This is a genomic window from Martelella endophytica, assembly GCF_000960975.1.
Lineage (GTDB): Bacteria > Pseudomonadota > Alphaproteobacteria > Rhizobiales > Rhizobiaceae > Martelella > Martelella endophytica.
In genome coordinates this window covers 1,299,341-1,316,833 of record NZ_CP010803.1, presented here as the reverse complement: position 1 = coordinate 1,316,833, position 17,493 = coordinate 1,299,341, and the positions used below count along the sequence as shown (strand labels likewise).

The window sequence follows — 17,493 nt, the reverse complement described above, 5'->3', positions numbered from 1 at the left end:
CGGGCGATTGATTTCGGCTACCCTGCTGCCTACCATTTGCTCACGGCACAGATTTCTGAAGGCGCGGCACTGGCTGCGCCGAACTTTCCCGGAGGAACACAATGGAATACCGCACGCTCGGCCGCTCGGGCCTGAAGATCTCGACCATCACCATGGGTACGATGACGTTCGGCGGGGTCGGCTGGGCGAAGATGGTCGGCGATCTCGGCGTCAAGGAGGCCGCCCATCTCGTCGACATCTGCATCGATGCCGGCGTCAACATTCTCGATACCGCCAACGCCTATTCGCAGGGCGTGTGCGAGGAGATCATCGGTGAGGTGCTCGATGGGCCCCGTCGCAAAAACATGCTGATCGCCACCAAGGCGCGGTTTGCCATGGGCGACGGGCCGAACGACAGCGGCCTCTCCCGCCACCACCTGATTTCCGCCTGCGAAGCCAGCCTGAAACGTCTGAAGACCGACGTCATCGATCTCTACCAGGTGCACGAATGGGACGGGCTGACGCCGCTGGAGGAAACCATGGAGGCGCTCGACACGCTCGTGCGCCAGGGCAAGGTCCGCTATATCGGCTGCTCGAACTTTTCCGGCTGGCACATCATGAAGGCGCTCGGTGTTTCCGAGCGCGAGCATTACCAGCGCTTCGTCAGCCAGCAGATCCACTACACGCTGGAAAGCCGCGATGCCGAGAACGAACTGCTGCCGATCAGCATCGACCAGGGCCTCGGCGTGCTGGTCTGGAGTCCGATCGCCGGTGGGCTGCTTTCGGGCAAACACCGCCGCAACCAGAAGGCCCCGGAAGGTACGCGCCAGTTTTCGGGCTGGACCGAACCGCCGATCCGCGACGAGGAGCGGCTCTGGTCCATCATCGACACGCTGGTCGAGATCGCCGACGGCCGCGGCGCCTCCGCCGCCCAGGTAGCGCTCGCCTGGACCATCGGCCGCAAGGGAATCACCTCGGTCATCGCCGGCGGCCGCACGGAAGAACAGTTCCGCGACAACCTCGCCGCCGCCGATCTGAAGCTTTCGGATGAGGAACGCAGCAAGCTCGACGCCGTCAGCCAGCCCTGGCTGCAGTACCCCTACTGGCACCAGCGCAACACCGCCAGCGACCGCCTGACCGAAGCCGACCTCAGCCTGCTGGGACCGTATTTGGAGACGTAAGCGGGGCTTGGGGCGTGGCCCGCCATGACGGGCAACCGCATCCCGGCCACGCTCGCTGGTATCCATCGCCCCCGCGTCGCGTCCACACTTCAGCCACCACGTCCGGCGTCATCCTCGGGCTTGACCCGAGGATCCAGGCAAACCCGGCGGCGGAAGCCGTTGATGGATGCTCGGGTCAAGCCCGAGCATGACGCAATTGAGAAAACAGCGCTTTCGGCGCTAGCACCGAAAACGCCGCTGCCTCCAGTTCGCAAGAACACAACTTATTCCAGTTTGGCAACAATATTTCAAATTCATGCCGAATTGACCGCAGCGGCTTTGCCGCTAGATTGATGACAAACAGATTCCAGCCACAGGGATGACCGCTTCATGGCCCGCATCGAAAAACACGGCCTTGCCTTCGACAAGGCGCTTTACGATTTCCTGACCGAGGCCGTCCTGCCCGGTACCGATGTCGATGCGGAGGCCTGGTTTGCGGGCTTTGCCGAGATCGTCCATACGCTTGCGCCGAAGAACCGGGCTCTTCTGAAGACGCGTGACGCGATGCAGGAGAAGCTTGACGCATGGTACAAGGAAAACGGCGCGCCTGCCGATATGGCCGCCTATGAGGCATTCCTCCGCGAGATCGGCTACATCCTGCCCGAAGGCGAGGATTTCTCCGTTGCCACCGACAATGTCGACCCGGAAATTGCCATCATCGCCGGCCCGCAGCTCGTCGTCCCGGTGATGAACGCCCGCTACGCGCTGAACGCAGCCAATGCCCGCTGGGGTTCGCTTTATGATGCGCTTTACGGCACGGATGCGATCTCCGAGGATGACGGCGCCGAAAAGGGCAAGGGCTACAATCCGAAGCGCGGCGCGAAGGTCATCGCCTGGGCCAAGAGTTTTCTCGACCAGAACTTTCCGCTGGCCGGCGGCAAATGGGCCGATGTCACCGGCTTTGGCTATGACGGCGGCGCGCTGATCGTGAAGACGGCATCCGGTGAGACCGGCCTTGCCGATCCGGCCCAATATTCCGGTTTCAGCCGCGAAAGCGACACCGCCTTCCGCCTCGTGCTTTCCAATAACGGTCTGCACGCCATTGTCTCGGTGAACCCCGACGGCATGATCGGCAAGACGGATCCCGCCGGGATCAACGATGTCGCGCTCGAATCGGCGATCACCACGATCATGGACTGCGAGGATTCCGTCGCGGCCGTCGACGCCGAGGACAAGGTGCTGGCCTATTCCAACTGGCTCGGCCTGATGAAGGGCGACCTGACGGAAGAGGTCAACAAGGGCGGCAGGACCTTCACCCGCAAGCTCGCCGGCGACGTGGAATTCGTCAGCCCCGAAGGCGAGGCAAAGAGCCTGCCCGGCCGCTCGCTGATGCTGGTCCGCAATGTCGGCCACCTGATGACCAATCCGGCGATCCTCGACCGTGACGGCCGCGAGGTTCCCGAAGGCATCATGGATGCCGCCATCACCGCGCTGATCGCGCTCTATGACATCGGCAAGGACGGGCGCCACATGAATTCGCGCGCCGGCTCGATGTATGTGGTCAAGCCGAAGATGCACGGACCGGAAGAGGTCGCCTTTGCCACCGAACTCTTCGGCCGCGTCGAGCAGATCACCGGCATGGCGTCGAACACGATGAAGATGGGTATCATGGACGAGGAGCGCCGCACCACGGTCAACCTCAAGGAATGCATCCGCGCGGCGAAGGACCGCGTGGTGTTCATCAACACCGGCTTCCTCGATCGCACCGGCGACGAGATCCACACCTCGATGGAAGCCGGCCCGATGATCCGCAAGGGCGACATGAAGGCCGCGCCGTGGATTTCCGCCTATGAGGACTGGAACGTCGATATCGGTCTCGAATGCGGCCTTTCCGGCCATGCCCAGATCGGCAAGGGCATGTGGGCGATGCCGGACCTGATGGCGGCCATGCTGGAGGCCAAGATCGGCCAGCCGAAGGCCGGCGCCAACACCGCCTGGGTGCCCTCGCCGACGGCCGCCACGCTGCATGCGACGCATTATCACGCTGTCAACGTCGCCAGGGTTCAGGAGAGCCTGAAGAGCCGTCCGCGCGCGAGCCTCACCAACATCCTCTCCGTGCCGGTCGCGGTGCGGCCGAACTGGAGCCCGGAAGAAATCCAGGCCGAACTCGACAACAACGCCCAGGGCATTCTCGGCTACGTCGTGCGCTGGATCGATCAGGGTGTCGGCTGCTCCAAGGTGCCGGACATCAACGATGTCGGTCTGATGGAAGACCGCGCGACGCTGCGTATCTCCTCACAGCACATGGCGAACTGGCTCCATCACGGCGTTGTCGGCGAAGAGCAGATCGTCGCGACGATGAGGAAGATGGCCGCCGTCGTTGACCGCCAGAACGAGGGCGATCCGCTCTATCACCCGATGGCCGGCCATTTCGACACCTCCGTTGCCTTCCAGGCCGCCCTAGACCTCGTGCTGAAGGGCCGCGAACAACCGAACGGCTACACCGAACCGGTGCTGCATGCCCGCCGGCTGGAGCGCAAGGCAAAGGACGCCGCCTGAGGACGGCGCGGCACATACCAAGCTACACCTTGGGTGCTATCGCATGAGTCTCGCCGCTTGCTCCCATTCCTCTCTCCCGCTTGCGGGAGAGATGTCGCGATAGCGACAGTGAGGGGATGCAGCATTTCCGCTATTAAGGGCGCCCGCGTGGAAACACTCGCCCCTCACTCCCCCTTTCGGGGGATCTCTCCCCTCCGGGGCGAGACGGTTGGGGGCTGTGCGGTGTGCCATATGCAATTGTCCTGCCCTCTAGCGGGAGAATGCTATGGCATAGCTTTTTGCTCAATTCCCGGCCAGTCCAGAGAACTCGCCTCAAAGCTTCCGAAGCGCCACCGTTTCCACCAGGTGATCGCGTCCCTTGCGGAGGATGAGATCGGCGCGGGGGCGGGTGGGCAGGATGTTTTCGACGAAGTTTTTCATGTTGATATTGTTCCAGAGATCTTCCGCCGTCGACAGGGCGTCCTTCTCCGTCAGCTGAGCATAGCGATGGAAATAGGAAGCAGGGTCGCGGAAGGCGGTCTGGCGCAGCTTCTTGAAGCGTTCGATATACCAGTGATGGATGAGGTCGAGATCGGCGTCGATATAGACGGAGAAATCGAAGAAGTCCGAGACCATCGGCACCATCTGCCCGGCCTTCGGCAGATCGCGCGCCTGCAGCACATTGATGCCCTCGAAGATCAGGATGTCCGGGCGGTCGACGGTGACGAACTGGTCCGGCTGCACGTCATAGCTCAGATGCGAGTAGACCGGTGCCTTCACATTCGGCATGCCGGCCTTGATGGCCGAGAGAAAGCGCAGGATCGCCCCGGTATCGAAACTCTCGGGGAAGCCCTTGCGCCGCATCAGCCCTTCCATCTCGAGGACAGCATTCGGATATAGAAATCCGTCCGAGGTGACGAGATCGACCTTGGGGCTTGAGGGCCAGCGGGCGAGGAGCTGTTTCAAGAGGCGCGCCGTGGTCGACTTGCCGACCGCGACCGGCCCCGCAACGCCAATGATGAACGGCGTCTTGGCGTCTTCCTCGCCAAAATTCAGGAACTCGGCGCGCTGGCGGAACAGCATCTGCGAGCTTTCGACATGGCTCGACAGGAGCCGCGACAACGACAGGTAGATGCGCCGCACCTCTTCGAGTTCGATCGGGTCGTTCAGCGAGCGGAGCTGGCGCACTTCCTCGGCCGTCAGCGTCAGCGGCGTGTCGGCGCGGAAATGCGACCATTCCTCCGCGGAGAAGAAGCGATATGGCGAGACCTGATCGAGCCGCGTGCCGTCGGCCGCGACACCATCGCTGGCGAGGGCTTCCCGGAACTCTGCAATCATGAAGACGCGCGCCCCGCCTTTTCCGCAAGGCCGGACTGGCCGGTGCGCCGGGCGAGTTCGTCCATCACCTCGACAAGCGGAATATCGGCAATCTTCAGCACCACGAGAAGGTGGTAGAGCAGATCGGCGCTTTCGGCGACAAGTTCCGTGCGCTGGTCGGCGATCGCGGCAATCACGGTTTCGACGGCCTCTTCGCCCAGCTTCTTGGCTGCGCGCTCCTGGCCCTTCGAAACCAGCTTTGCGGTCCAGCTTTCATCCGGCGAGGCCTTGGCCCGCGTCGCGACGATCTGTTCCAGATCGGCAAGCGTGAAGTCAGACATTGTGTTCCCCCTCAGTCGAGCCGCATGGCGATGCCCGCATCCGCCATATAATGTTTCGCCTCGCCGATGGAATAGATCCCGAAATGGAAGATCGAGGCGGCGAGCACGGCGGTGGCATGGCCCTCGCGGATGCCATCGACCAGATGATCGAGCGTGCCGACGCCGCCGGAGGCAATCACCGGCACGGAAACGGCATCCGCAATCGCCCGCGTCAGCTCGATATCGAAGCCAGCCTTGGTGCCATCACGATCCATCGAGGTCAGCAGGATTTCACCGGCGCCGCGCTCCACCACGGTGCGGGCAAATTCCACCGCGTCAATGCCGGTCGACTGACGGCCGCCATGGGTGTAGATCTCCCAGTCGCTTTCGCCGCCATGGGGGCCTTCGGGGCGACGCTTGGCGTCTATTGCGACGACGATGCACTGATTGCCGAACTTGTCGGCGGCTTCTGCGACGAAATCGGAATTCTTCACCGCAGCCGAGTTGATCGACACCTTGTCGGCGCCGCAGAGCAGAAGCTTGCGGATATCGGCCACGGTGCGCACGCCGCCGCCGACGGTGAGCGGCATGAAGCAGTGCTCGGCGGTGCGGGTGATGACGTCGAAGATCGTCTCGCGATTGTCGGAGGTGGCGGTGATGTCGAGGAAGCAGAGTTCGTCGGCACCCGCCGCATCATAGGCCTTTGCAGCCTCCACCGGGTCGCCGGCGTCGATCAGGTCGACGAAATTGACGCCCTTGACGACACGGCCGTCCTTGACGTCGAGGCAGGGAATGACACGGGCTTTCAGGGTCATGGGTTCAGCCTTTCAGCAGCGCCAGCGCTTCGGCCGGATCGATCCGGCCATCATAGAGCGCGCGGCCGGAGATTGCACCTTCGAGGATTTGCGCGTCCGGCTTTGTCATCCGGGCGATGTCGTCCATCGAGGCGAGACCGCCCGAGGCGATCACCGGGATATTGACGGCGCGGGCGAGGCCCAGCGTCGCATCCCAGTTGATGCCGGAAAGGATGCCGTCGCGGTCGATGTCGGTGTAGATGATCGCGGCAACGCCGGCGCCTTCGAAGCGTTTCGCCAGCTCGACGACCTCGAGCTCCGAGGCTTCCGCCCAGCCCTCGACAGCCACCTTGCCGCCGCGCGCATCGATGCCGACGGCAACCTTGCCTGGAAACGCCTTGCAGGCCGCCTTCACCAGCTCGGGATCACGCACCGCGACCGTGCCGAGGATGACGCGGGCAAGACCGCGCGACAGCCAGTTCTCGATATGCGCGAGCGAGCGGATGCCGCCACCGAGCTGAACCGGGTTCTTCGTCGCCTTCAGGATCGCGTCGACAGCGTCGCCGTTCACCGTCTTGCCGGCAAAGGCGCCGTTGAGATCGACCACATGCAGCCACGAAAACCCCTGATCCTCGAAGGCCTTTGCCTGGGCGCCCGGATCGGGATTGTAGATCGTCGCCTGCTCCATGTCGCCAAGCTTCAGGCGAACGCACTGGCCGTCTTTCAGGTCGATTGCGGGGAAGAGTATCATCTGGATTCAGTCTTTCGAAATGGAGGGCAGCCTCAGGGCGCCCACGTCAGAAAATTGGCGATCAGCTTCAGGCCGAGCGTCTGGCTCTTTTCCGGGTGGAACTGGCTGCCGGCCTTGTTACCGTCGGCGACGAAGGCGGTAACCGGGCCGCCGTAATCGGTGGTGGCGATCACCTGTTCCGGTTTCTTCGCGGCGAGGTGATAGGAGTGCACGAAATAGGCGTGCAGACCGGTATCGCCCGTCGGGATGCCATCGAACAGCGGGTGCGGCGTGTTGAGGGTCAGCGTGTTCCAGCCGATCTGCGGGATCTTCAGCGTCGGATCGGACGGCGTGATCTCGGTGACATCGCCGGCAATCCAACCGAACCCTTCGGACACGGTCTTTTCCAGGCCGCGCTCCGACATCAGCTGCATGCCGACGCAGATGCCGAGGAAAGGGCGCGCCTTCGCCTCGACCGCCTCGCGCACCGCCTCCACCATGCCGTCAACGGTGGCAAGGCCGGCGCGGCAATCGGCATAGGCGCCGACGCCCGGCAGCACGATGCGGTCGGCACCGGCGACGATATCGGCCTTGTCGGTCAGGATGATCTCGGCATCGCTGCCGCTTTCGCGGGCGGCCCGCTCGAAGGCCTTGGTCGCCGAGCGCAGGTTTCCCGAGCCGTAATCGATAATCGCAACTTTCATGGTCTTCACTTCTTCGAATAGGCGTCCATCAACCCGATGCCGCCAGCCGGCCAGGGATCGGTCGCGCGAATGGCTGAAAACGGCGAGACGCTCTCACGCCCGCTGAAATAAATCTCTTCCGCCGTCTCGATGTCGCTTGCGACAATGACATCCCTGAGCCTGAAACCGCGCCGTTCCATCGCCGCAGCCTTCCACTCGCGCCCTTCGAGCGCAATGAACAGGTTGAGCGCCAGCGAGGCCGCGCCTGCGGCAAAGGAAAGGCCCTCGTAGAACCCGGCAACGGACAACAGGATCGAGATGACGAGCGTCGAAAATCCGGCAATCCATGCCCGGCTTGCCAGAAGGTAGAACGGCCCGAAGATCAGCCCGGCCCAGGAAAACCCGTCGCGGATGAAGCGGACCCTTTCCGGGGCGTCGTCGCCTGCAGGCTCCAGCACGAGAAAGCTTGCCATTCTGCCTCCTCAGGCGAGCATGCCCTTGGTCGAGGGAACGCGACCCTGCTGACGCGGATCGATCTCGGCAGCGGTGCGCAACGCGCGGGCCACCGCCTTGAAGCAGGTCTCGGCGATATGGTGACTGTTGGCGCCGTAATGATTGAGCACATGCAGCGTGATGCCGGCATTCTGGGCAAAGGCATTGAAGAACTCGCGCACCAGCTCGGTATCGAACGTGCCGATCTTCTCGGTCGGGAAGGTGACGTTCCAGACGAGATAGGGCCGGCCGGAAAGGTCGAGCGCCGCTTTCGTCATGGTCTCGTCCATGGCGAGGTCGATCGAGGCATAGCGGGTCACGCCGGCGCGGTTGCCGAGCGCCTTGGCCAGCGCCTGGCCGATCGCGATGCCGACGTCTTCCACCGTATGGTGATCATCGATATGCAGGTCGCCCTTCGCCTCGATCGTCATGTCGATCAGGGAATGGCGGGAGAGCTGGTCGAGCATATGGTCGAAGAAGCCGACACCGGTCGAAATCCGCGCCTCGCCGGTTCCGTCGACATTGACGGACACGGAAATCGCGGTTTCCTTGGTCTCGCGCGCAATCTCCGCGCGGCGGGCTTCGTTCTCAGCGGCCATATGCCTGATGCCTCCATGGATGATGCCCCGTGTCTTTAACAGGCAGGCCGGTGAAGCGCAAAAGAAAAGCGGGCGCGATAGTTCTCCTTCCAGCGTCCCGCATCCAGCGTTCGCCGTCTGCTGGATCGCGAAAACCTGATACCCGGAATTGACGGGACGCAGCTTCGGAGGAGCCGCCGCTTTCCCGGTGGTCATTTCTCCTTTAAGGAAAAGCGAGAAGTCTCGTCCGAAAGTCCTCCGCATGTCCCGCTCGCTTCCCTATTTCTTCGTTGCCTTTGCTGCCGGCTGCCTGATGGCGGTCATGACCCATCTCAATGCCGTGACGGCGTTCTATGGCAGCCCGATGTTCGCCTCCTGGGTGGGACACGGCGCCGGGACGATCGCGGCGATCATCATTCTGGCCGTGCTCTATCTAATAAGGCCGAAGGACACGGCGTCCGAGCCCAAGCCGCGGGCGCCCTGGTGGGCCTATCTCGGTGGCGTTTCGGGTGCGGCCACCGTGATCACCGCCTCGCTCGCGGTCAATTCGCCCCTGGCGCTCTCCGGCGCGATCGCGCTTGGCCTCGGCGGCCAGGTGCTGTTTTCGCTTGCCGCCGACCAGTGGGGCTTCTTCGGCCTTGCCGCAAGGAAGCTCGACCGCCGGGATCTATTGACGGTCGCCTTCATTCTGGCGGGCAGTCTTCTGGTCATTCTCGCGGGAGCGCAGGCATGATCCAGGCGATCCTCTTTGCCGTCACCGCCGGCGTTCTCGTCGGCATCAGCCGCCAGGTCAACGGGCGGCTGAGCCTCTCCACCTCGCCGATGGTGTCGTCCTTCTTCAACCACATTGTCGGTTTCGCGGTGATGTGCGTGGTCGCGGTCATTGTCGGCGGGCTCATTCCGCCGACCATCAGGGACATTCCCTATTATGCCTATCTGGCGGGGCCGTTCGGCGTGATCTTCGTCGCAGCCGGTTCGCTCGCCATCACCCGGATCGGCGCAGTCAACACCGCGGTGCTGATCATCGGCGGCCAGATGATCACCGGCGCGGCGATGGATCTTGCCGAAGGCGTCACCGCCGCACCCCTGCTGCGTTTCAGCGGCCTCGCGCTCATTCTGGTCGGCATGCTGCTGGCACAGGGTCGGCGGGCGTGAACGGATTGCAATTGTGGCAAGGCTGCCTACATAGGAAGCCGGAAAGGCCCTGATCTGAAGGGCCAAATCTTTGTACAAGCAATTCCGAAAGCGGAATTGCCGAGGAGTATTGGACTATGAGCGAACACAATCCCTTCGGCACCATGCACGCAACGACCATCATCACCGTGCGCAAGGACGGCATGGTGGTAATGGCCGGCGATGGCCAGGTCTCGCTCGGCCAGACGGTGATGAAGGGCAATGCCCGCAAGGTTCGCCGCATCGGCAAGGGCAATGTCATTGCCGGCTTCGCCGGCGCGACCGCCGATGCCTTCACCCTGCTGGAGCGGCTGGAACGCAAGCTGGAGCAATATCCCGACCAGCTGATGCGCGCCGCCGTCGAGCTTGCCAAGGACTGGCGCACCGACAAGTATCTGCGCAATCTGGAAGCGATGATGCTCGTCGCCGACAAGGACATTACATTGGCGATCACCGGCAATGGCGACGTTCTGGAACCAGAACACGGCGTCATGGCGATCGGCTCGGGCGGCAACTTCGCCTATTCGGCGGCGCGGGCGCTGATGGACAGCGACAGGTCCGCCGAGGATGTTGCCCGCAAGGCAATGGCGATCGCTGCCGAGATCTGCGTCTACACCAACGACAATGTCATCGTGGAAACGCTGGATGCCGCATGACGGGACCATAGATTTCAGGCCGCTTGAAGAAAGCGATCTGGAACTGATGGCCCGCTGGCTCCGGGCGCCCCATGTCGCGGCATGGTGGGACCGGGCGGAAAAGCAGGTGGAGCAAATGCGCGCTCACCTCAACGATCCGACGGTATCGCCCTTCGTCGTAACGCTGGATGAGGTGCCGTTCGGCTATATCCAGCTCTGCGATCTCGATGGCGAGCGCGACAGGGAATCCGCGCTCGCGAGCCAGCCCGCCGGCACCTTCGGCATCGACCAGTTCATCGGGCCGGCCGACATGATCGGCAAGGGGCTCGGTACAAGGCTCGTCTCCGCCATGGCGGAGCGGGCACTGAATAACGGCGCGATGCGCGTCCTCGTAGACCCGCATCCCGAAAACGCGGCTGCGATCCGCGCCTATGAGAAGGCCGGTTTCGTCCGGCTCGGTACATTCAGCATGACAGGCGGTCCGGCACTTCTGATGGCCCGCGACGCTTGAGGAGCAGTAACAGATGACCAATTTTTCCCCCCGCGAGATCGTTTCCGAGCTCGACCGCCACATCATCGGCCAGCACGACGCCAAACGCGCCGTCGCGATTGCGCTCAGAAACCGCTGGCGCCGCCAGCAGCTTCCCGACGATCTGCGCGACGAGGTGATGCCGAAGAACATCCTGATGATCGGCCCGACCGGCGTCGGCAAGACCGAGATTTCGCGGCGCCTCGCCAAGCTTGCCGGCGCGCCCTTCATCAAGGTCGAAGCCACCAAGTTCACCGAGGTCGGCTATGTCGGTCGCGATGTCGAGCAGATCATCCGCGACCTGGTCGAGATCGGCCTCGTGCTGGTGCGCGAGAAGAAGCGCCAGGAAGTCCAGGCAAAGGCGCATGCCAATGCCGAGGAACGCGTTCTCGACGCGCTGGTCGGCAAGACGGCCTCGCCGGCGACCCGCGACAGTTTCCGCAAGAAGCTTCGCTCCGGCGAACTCGATGACAAGGAAATCGACATCGAGATCAACGATAACAGCTCCGGCATGCCGGGCCTTGAAATTCCGGGCATGCCGGGGGCCAATATCGGCGTTCTGAACCTATCGGAAATGTTCGGCAAGGGCATGGGCCAGAAGACCAAGAAGGTCCGCACCACCGTCAAGGCCTCTTATGAGGATCTGATCCGTGACGAAAGCGACAAGCTGCTCGACGACGAGGTGATCCAGCGCGAGGCCGTGCGCCTGGTGCAGGAAGATGGCATCGTGTTCCTCGACGAGATCGACAAGATCGCCGCCGGCGACGGCCGCATGGGGGCTGGCGTTTCCCGCGAGGGCGTGCAGCGCGACCTGCTGCCGCTGGTCGAAGGCACGACGGTTGCCACCAAGTACGGCCCGATCAAGACCGACCACATCCTGTTCATCGCGTCCGGCGCATTCCACGTCTCCAAGCCCTCGGACCTGCTGCCGGAGCTTCAGGGCCGCCTGCCGATCCGCGTCGAACTGCAGGCGCTGACCAAGGAAGACTTCCGCCGCATCCTGACGGAAACCGAGGCGAGCCTGATCCGCCAGTACAAGGCGCTGCTCAATACCGAGGAAGTCTCGCTCGACTTCACCGAGGATGCGATCGACGCGCTTGCCGATGTCGCGGTGCACCTCAATGCCTCCGTCGAAAACATCGGCGCACGGCGACTGCAGACGGTGATGGAACGGGTGCTGGACGAAGTCTCCTTCACCGCCCCGGACCAGTCCGGTCAGGAACTGCTGATCGACAGCGAATACGTCCGCAAGCATGTCGGCGACATGGCGCAGGATACGGACCTGTCGCGGTATATCCTGTAGAAAAAGCCGCTCGATAGACGATCTCCCCCTCAAAGGGGGAGATGCCCCTATAGGGCGGAGAGGGGTAAACCCTGTCAAAGCGCACAGAGCACGACCCGGCAAGCCGCGTCGCACCAGACGCTATTTCTCGGAGCAGCTCTTCAGCCGCGAACCTTCCGGCCGGTTCATCAGCGAAAAGATGTTGATGTCGGACAGCAGCGGGTGGAACCCGGTTCCGTCGCCGGCCTCGATCAGAACATCGAGCGGCACCGCCGGATCGATCATCGCCGCATTCCAGCAGGAGGTATCGAGATCGACCGAGAATCCGGGTTTGGCACTGCCCGTGCGGGCTGCGGCCATCTCCTGCTGCTGATCGTGAAGCGCCAGCGCATCGGCGGGCGTCAGCCGATAGACCTGCAGCACCTGGCCGGGCTTGCGCAGCCTGGCGACCGCGGCCTCGGCGGCCTCATTGTCGGCGGCAACCAGCATGTAGTCCCGCGAGATATCGTTTCCGCCACCGCGCTGATAGACGGTGAGCTTCACCTCGTCCTTCAGCATATGGAAGGGCTCGGGGGCAAGCAGCGCGATGCGGAGCGAGGCCGGATTGGCGGCAATCGGCGTCGGGATCGGGTCCGACCGGCCGGGCAGGATCGAGCAGGCCGACAGCAGCATCAGCGCCGCGGCAAGGCCGATGCCCCGCCATTTGGCGCGGCTGCGGCCATATTCTCTATGCATGGGAATTTCACCAGATGCGCGCATGGGGACGACCAACCAATATGCCGTTCAAAGTGCCCGGGACCTTACGCGGTTATGCTTAAGGTGAAGTAAAGGCCGCTCAGAGGCCGATCTCATGCGCAAAGGGCGGATTGGCGCCTGCGCGCGACACGGTGACGGCAGCTGCCTTGGCGCCGAGCGCCAGCGCGTCGCGGATGGCATCGGCCGAAAGCGCCTTCACCTTCGCCTTGGTCAGGAGCCCCGCCATGTCGAGCGAGGCGAGAATGCCGGCATCGAAGGTGTCGCCGGCACCGACCGTGTCGACCACCTCGACCTTTTCGCTCGGCACTTCCACCTTTTCCGTCGCGGTATACCCGATCGCGCTTTCGCCACCGCGGGTGATGACGACGAGGCTGGCGCCGGCCGCAATCCAGTGGCGGGCCTTGTCGTCGAGCGAGCCTTCAAGGCCGAACCAGTCGAGATCCTCGTCGGAGAACTTGATGATGTCGGACTTTGCCGCCATCCGCTCGATGCGGGCGCGATGCTTGTCGGCGTCGGTGATGAAGGTCGGGCGGATGTTCGGGTCGAGCGAGATCACCCGGTGATCCGCCTCGCGCATCAAAAGCGCCTCGTAGGTGGAGCCGCAGGGCTCGGGAATGAGGCTGATCGCGCCGAAATGCATGGCCTTGCAGTCGTCGCCGAGCGTCGGCAGGTCGGCCTCGGTGATCATCCGGCCGGCGGTGTTTTCGTCATAGAAGGCATAGCTCGCCGAACCGTTGACGAGCTTGACGAAGGCAAGCGTCGTCGGACGGTCGGAGACTGCCGCATAGCTGTAGTCGACCTTGGAGGCATCGAGCTTCTCGCGGATGATGTCGCCCATCAGGTCGGAGGAGATGCCGGAGAAGAAGCCGGTCGGCCGCCCGAGCCGGGCAAGCGCGACCGCCGTGTTGCAGACGGCGCCACCGGCATAGGGGGCAAAGGCAGGCTCCCCGGCCTTGCTTTCGCGGGGCAACATGTCGATCAGCGATTCGCCGCAGCACACAATCATTCTTCTCTCCCGGTCTTTTGTCTGTTGCTGTTATACGAGCAGTTCTTCCAGGCCGCCACGGGCCCGCGACCATTCCATCGGCCTGTCGAGGAATTCGGCGACGCTGTCGAGCGTCTTCGGGTCAGAGCGCTGCTCCTCGCGCGCAACCGCCAGAACCTCTTTCCAGGTGGCGATGTAATGGAGGTCGACGCCGCCTTCGGTGAAGCGCTTCTCGGCCTGTTCGAAGATATCGTAGTAGAACAGCGCCAGCCCATGCTCGACGACGCCGCCGGCCTCGCGCACGGCGTTGATGAAGTGGAACATCGAGCCGCCGGCCGTCGTCAGATCCTCGACCATCAGCACCCGGGCGCCCTTGGGCAGCGTGCCCTCGATCTGGGCGTTGCGGCCGTAGCCCTTCGGCTTCTTGCGCACGTAGATCATCGGTAGTTCCAGCCGGTCGGCCAGAAGGGCGGCGAAGGGAATACCCGCCGTCTCGCCACCGGCAACGCAATCGAAGCGCTCGAAACCGGCTTGCTTCAGCACGGTTGCCGCCGCGAAATCCATCAGCGTGGAGCGCACGCGCGGATAGGAGAGCAGCTTGCGGCAATCGATATAGACTGGGCTGACGAGACCGGAGGAGAGCTTGTAGGGCTCGTCGGGGGCGAAATGCACCGCCTCGATTTCCCACAGCATCCGGGCCATCAATTCACCCATCACCGCCGGGTCGGCAAAACTCGCTCTTGTCATTTCGGTCCCTTTCATCTCGCCCGGCTTCGCGCGCCGGCTGCGGGAGGAGCAACCGGGGAAGGCTTCGGGTGGCGCCGCGCGGCGGCTTCGGTTCTGTCCGTGCCCTTTTCAGGCGGAAAAATCAATCGCCCGATACGGAAAGAGCGGTCAACCGCCCGCTCCGGCGCCCCGAAGATAACGAAACATTGGGCCGCCGCAATGACGGAAACCATCTTCGCAGAAGGAATTGCGTTTCATTGCCCTCCTCCTTGAGGAGGTGCTATCGCATATGGCTTCACCGCAAAGCCTCAAGTCTTCTCGCCCCGGAGGGGAGAGATGTCGCGACAGCGACAGTGAGGGGGGACGTTATCCAAGCTGACGTCCTCAAGAACGGACATGCTGCTTCACCCTCACTGCCCCTTTCGGGGCATCTCTCCCGCAAGCGGGAGAGAGTATATGGAGCGAGATCCAAGGCCATCTGAGATAGCCCTCCCTTGAGGGGCGAAGATCGGTTGGGGGCGATGCGCTAGCCCTCAGACTTCCATCGCATAACCCGCGCCGCGCACGGTGCGGATGACGTCGGGCATCTGGGAGAAGTTCAGCGCCTTGCGCAGCCGGCCGACATGGACGTCGACCGTGCGTTCGTCGACATAGATGTCGTGGCCCCAGACGCCATCGAGAAGCTGAGCGCGGGAGAAGACGCGGCCGGGCGAACTCATCAGGAATTCGAGCAGGCGGAACTCGGTCGGGCCGAGGCGGACCTCACGGCTCTTGCGGTGGACGCGGTGGGTCTCCCGGTCGAGCTCGATATCGCCGCATTTGAGCACGGTGGAAAGCACTTCCGGCCGGGCCCTGCGCAGGATCGCCCTGACACGGGCCATCAGTTCCGGTGTCGAGAACGGTTTCACCACATAATCGTCGGCGCCGATGGCAAGGCCCCTCACCCGCTCGCTTTCCTCGCCGCGCGCGGTCAGCATGATGATCGGCAGACGTTCGGTCTCGGGACGCATCCTCAGGCGCCGGCAGAGCTCGATGCCGGAGACGCCGGGCAGCATCCAGTCGAGCAGCAGCAGGTCGGGCACCCATTCCTGCAGGCGGATTTCGGCCTCGTCCCCGCGCAGGATGGTCTCGACCTCATAGCCTTCGGCTTCCAGATTGTATCGCAGCAGAACGCTCAGGGCCTCTTCGTCTTCAACGACGGCAATCTTCGGCACCATGGATCTCAAACTCCGTTATCGTGGCTTGTCGTTCAGGTATCACTGGAGCCGACGGCCGCGGTATTGTCGTCCTTCGGACGCTCTCCCTGCGGCTGGGCGCCGGTGGCGATGTAGTAGATCATCTCGGCAATGTTGGTCGCATGGTCGCCGATACGCTCGATGTTCTTGGCGCAGAACAGAAGATGCGTGCAGGTGGTGATGTTGCGCGGATCTTCCATCATGTAGGTCAGAAGCTCGCGGAACAGCGAGGTGTAGATCGCGTCGATCTCCTCGTCGCGCTCGCGGATCGAATTGGCCTTGTCGGCCTGGCGCGAATTGTAGGCGTCGAGCACTTCCTTGAGCTGCAGCAGCGCCAGTTCGGACAGATGCTCGATGCCGTGGGCGAGCTTGCGCGGCACGCCGGTGCCCTGCACCGAGATCACCCGCTTGGCGGTGTTCTTGGCCATGTCGCCGACGCGCTCGAGATCGGCGGCGATGCGGATCGCGCCCATGATTTCGCGCAGGTCCGAGGCGACCGGCTGGCGTCTTGCGATGATCACCACCGCCTTGTCGCCGATCTCGCGCTCGGCCTCGTCGAGAACCAGGTCGTCGGAAATCACCTTCTGGGCAAGGGCGCTGTCGGTGTTGACCAGCGCCTCGACCGATTCGCTCACCATCTCCTCGGCAAGTCCGCCCATTTCCGAAATGCGGCGCTGCAGGTATTTCAGCTCTTCATCAAAGGCTGTCAGAATATGCGAAGGGGCCATTGTCGTTCCTTCCCTCAGTAAATGCAGGCGCTCAACCGAAGCGTCCCATGATGTAATCCTGGGTGCGGCTGTCGGCCGGATTGGTGAAGATCGTGTCGGTGTCGTTTTCCTCGACCATATGGCCGAGATGGAACATGGCCGTGCGCTCGGAAACGCGGGCGGCCTGCTGCATCGAGTGGGTCACCATCACGATCGTGTAGTTCTGCTTCAACTCGCTGATCAGCTCCTCGACGCGCGCCGTGGCGATCGGGTCGAGCGCCGAGCAGGGTTCGTCCATCAGGATCACCTCCGGGCTGACGGCGATGGCGCGGGCGATGCAGAGCCGCTGCTGTTGACCGCCGGAGAGGCTGGTGCCGGGCTCGTGCAAGCGATCCTTGACCTCGTTGAAGAGCCCCGCCTTCTGCAGGCTGGTCTCGACGATCTGGTCGAAATCGGCGCGGTGGCGAGCCAGTCCGTGGATGCGCGGGCCGTAAGCGACGTTCTCGTAGATCGACTTCGGAAACGGGTTCGGGTTCTGGAACACCATGCCGACACGGGCGCGCAGCTCCACGACGTCGATGCCGGACTTGTAGATGTCCTCGCCATCGAGCGTGATCTCGCCGGTGACGCGGCAGTTGTCGATGGTGTCGTTCATCCGGTTCAGCGTGCGCAGGAAGGTCGACTTGCCGCAGCCGGACGGGCCGATCAGCGCGGTGACGGCGTTTTCGCGGATATTGAGGTCGACATCGAACAGGGCGCGCTTCTCGCCGTAGTAAACGGAGACCTTGCTGCCGGCCATCTTGTGGGTATTAGCGTTCATTTTGTCGTTCAAAGCCTTTTTCGCGTCGGGTCCGGTCATCGCATTCATGGTTTT

General features: G+C 63.2%; 21 protein-coding genes. 8 read left to right on the top strand and 13 right to left on the bottom strand.

Features of this window, described 5'->3' with window-relative positions; genetic code table 11:
* The first annotated feature begins 101 nt into the window (after positions 1-101).
* The 3 genes from TM49_RS06020 to TM49_RS06015 all read left to right on the top strand — a co-directional run bounded on the left by TM49_RS06020 (position 102) and on the right by TM49_RS06015 (position 3,698).
* The gene (locus tag TM49_RS06020; protein WP_045679964.1) at positions 102-1,160 is read left to right on the top strand and encodes an aldo/keto reductase; all 1,059 of its coding nucleotides are present in this window, start codon (positions 102-104) and stop codon (positions 1,158-1,160) included.
* 162 nt (positions 1,161-1,322) lie between these two features.
* Positions 1,323-1,493 (top strand): hypothetical protein, encoded by a 171-nt coding sequence (locus TM49_RS23610; RefSeq protein WP_158498609.1) that lies wholly within the window; start codon positions 1,323-1,325, stop codon positions 1,491-1,493.
* Positions 1,494-1,529: 36 nt separating this feature from the next.
* Positions 1,530-3,698, top strand: a complete 2,169-nt coding sequence (locus TM49_RS06015) for a malate synthase G (protein WP_045679963.1) — start codon at positions 1,530-1,532, stop codon at positions 3,696-3,698.
* Positions 3,699-4,010: 312 nt separating this feature from the next.
* Here TM49_RS06015 and coaA read toward each other — a convergent pair whose 3' ends face one another.
* From coaA to hisB, 7 genes are read right to left on the bottom strand one after another with little or no spacing between them, the layout of a single operon-like run.
* A complete protein-coding gene (gene coaA / locus TM49_RS06010) occupies positions 4,011-5,015 on the bottom strand; it encodes a type I pantothenate kinase (RefSeq protein WP_045679962.1) in 1,005 nt (334 codons plus the stop codon).
* Positions 5,012-5,335 (bottom strand): phosphoribosyl-ATP diphosphatase, encoded by a 324-nt coding sequence (locus TM49_RS06005; RefSeq protein WP_045679961.1) that lies wholly within the window; start codon positions 5,333-5,335, stop codon positions 5,012-5,014. The genes coaA and TM49_RS06005 overlap by 4 nt, the downstream gene beginning before the upstream one ends.
* 11 nt (positions 5,336-5,346) lie before the next feature.
* Positions 5,347-6,129, bottom strand: a complete 783-nt coding sequence (gene hisF, locus TM49_RS06000) for an imidazole glycerol phosphate synthase subunit HisF (protein ID WP_045679960.1) — start codon at positions 6,127-6,129, stop codon at positions 5,347-5,349.
* 4 nt (positions 6,130-6,133) lie between these two features.
* Positions 6,134-6,859, bottom strand: coding sequence for a 1-(5-phosphoribosyl)-5-[(5-phosphoribosylamino)methylideneamino]imidazole-4-carboxamide isomerase (gene hisA / locus TM49_RS05995; RefSeq protein WP_045679959.1), 726 nt, complete (start codon positions 6,857-6,859; stop codon positions 6,134-6,136).
* A 32-nt stretch (positions 6,860-6,891) separates the two neighbouring features.
* On the bottom strand, positions 6,892-7,542 hold the full coding sequence (gene hisH / locus TM49_RS05990) for an imidazole glycerol phosphate synthase subunit HisH (protein ID WP_045684846.1): 651 nt from the start codon (positions 7,540-7,542) through the stop codon (positions 6,892-6,894).
* A 5-nt stretch (positions 7,543-7,547) separates the two neighbouring features.
* Entirely contained in the window at positions 7,548-7,994 is a 447-nt protein-coding gene (locus tag TM49_RS05985; RefSeq protein WP_045679958.1) for a DUF2628 domain-containing protein, read from the bottom strand.
* Between the two features lie 9 nt (positions 7,995-8,003).
* Positions 8,004-8,612, bottom strand: a complete 609-nt coding sequence (gene hisB, locus TM49_RS05980) for an imidazoleglycerol-phosphate dehydratase HisB (protein WP_045679957.1) — start codon at positions 8,610-8,612, stop codon at positions 8,004-8,006.
* Positions 8,613-8,853: 241 nt separating this feature from the next.
* Between hisB and TM49_RS05975 the strand changes: the two genes are divergently transcribed.
* From TM49_RS05975 to hslU, 5 genes are all read left to right on the top strand, one after another.
* On the top strand, positions 8,854-9,324 hold the full coding sequence (locus TM49_RS05975) for a DMT family transporter (RefSeq protein ID WP_045679956.1): 471 nt from the start codon (positions 8,854-8,856) through the stop codon (positions 9,322-9,324).
* Entirely contained in the window at positions 9,321-9,746 is a 426-nt protein-coding gene (locus TM49_RS05970; RefSeq protein ID WP_045679955.1) for a DMT family transporter, read from the top strand. The genes TM49_RS05975 and TM49_RS05970 overlap by 4 nt, the downstream gene beginning before the upstream one ends.
* A gap of 116 nt (positions 9,747-9,862) precedes the next feature.
* Complete coding sequence (hslV, locus tag TM49_RS05965; RefSeq protein ID WP_045679954.1) at positions 9,863-10,420, top strand: ATP-dependent protease subunit HslV; 558 nt, start codon at positions 9,863-9,865, stop codon at positions 10,418-10,420.
* Complete coding sequence (locus TM49_RS05960; RefSeq protein WP_045679953.1) at positions 10,410-10,910, top strand: GNAT family N-acetyltransferase; 501 nt, start codon at positions 10,410-10,412, stop codon at positions 10,908-10,910. The genes hslV and TM49_RS05960 overlap by 11 nt, the downstream gene beginning before the upstream one ends.
* A gap of 13 nt (positions 10,911-10,923) precedes the next feature.
* The gene (gene hslU, locus TM49_RS05955) at positions 10,924-12,231 is read left to right on the top strand and encodes an ATP-dependent protease ATPase subunit HslU (protein WP_045679952.1); all 1,308 of its coding nucleotides are present in this window, start codon (positions 10,924-10,926) and stop codon (positions 12,229-12,231) included.
* A 120-nt stretch (positions 12,232-12,351) separates the two neighbouring features.
* Here hslU and TM49_RS05950 read toward each other — a convergent pair whose 3' ends face one another.
* The 6 genes from TM49_RS05950 to pstB form a co-directional block, all read right to left on the bottom strand.
* Positions 12,352-12,945, bottom strand: a complete 594-nt coding sequence (locus TM49_RS05950; RefSeq protein ID WP_045679951.1) for a hypothetical protein — start codon at positions 12,943-12,945, stop codon at positions 12,352-12,354.
* 100 nt (positions 12,946-13,045) lie between these two features.
* Positions 13,046-13,972, bottom strand: coding sequence for a carbohydrate kinase family protein (locus tag TM49_RS05945; RefSeq protein WP_045679950.1), 927 nt, complete (start codon positions 13,970-13,972; stop codon positions 13,046-13,048).
* Between the two features lie 30 nt (positions 13,973-14,002).
* Positions 14,003-14,698 carry an orotate phosphoribosyltransferase gene (locus TM49_RS05940; protein WP_045684844.1) on the bottom strand — a complete coding sequence of 232 codons (696 nt, stop codon included), beginning with the start codon at positions 14,696-14,698 and terminating at the stop codon, positions 14,003-14,005.
* A gap of 512 nt (positions 14,699-15,210) precedes the next feature.
* Complete coding sequence (gene phoB, locus TM49_RS05935; RefSeq protein WP_045679949.1) at positions 15,211-15,894, bottom strand: phosphate regulon transcriptional regulator PhoB; 684 nt, start codon at positions 15,892-15,894, stop codon at positions 15,211-15,213.
* Positions 15,895-15,926: 32 nt separating this feature from the next.
* A complete protein-coding gene (gene phoU / locus TM49_RS05930; protein WP_045679948.1) occupies positions 15,927-16,640 on the bottom strand; it encodes a phosphate signaling complex protein PhoU in 714 nt (237 codons plus the stop codon).
* Between the two features lie 31 nt (positions 16,641-16,671).
* Entirely contained in the window at positions 16,672-17,487 is an 816-nt protein-coding gene (gene pstB, locus TM49_RS05925; RefSeq protein WP_045679947.1) for a phosphate ABC transporter ATP-binding protein PstB, read from the bottom strand.
* Positions 17,488-17,493 lie beyond the last annotated feature (6 nt).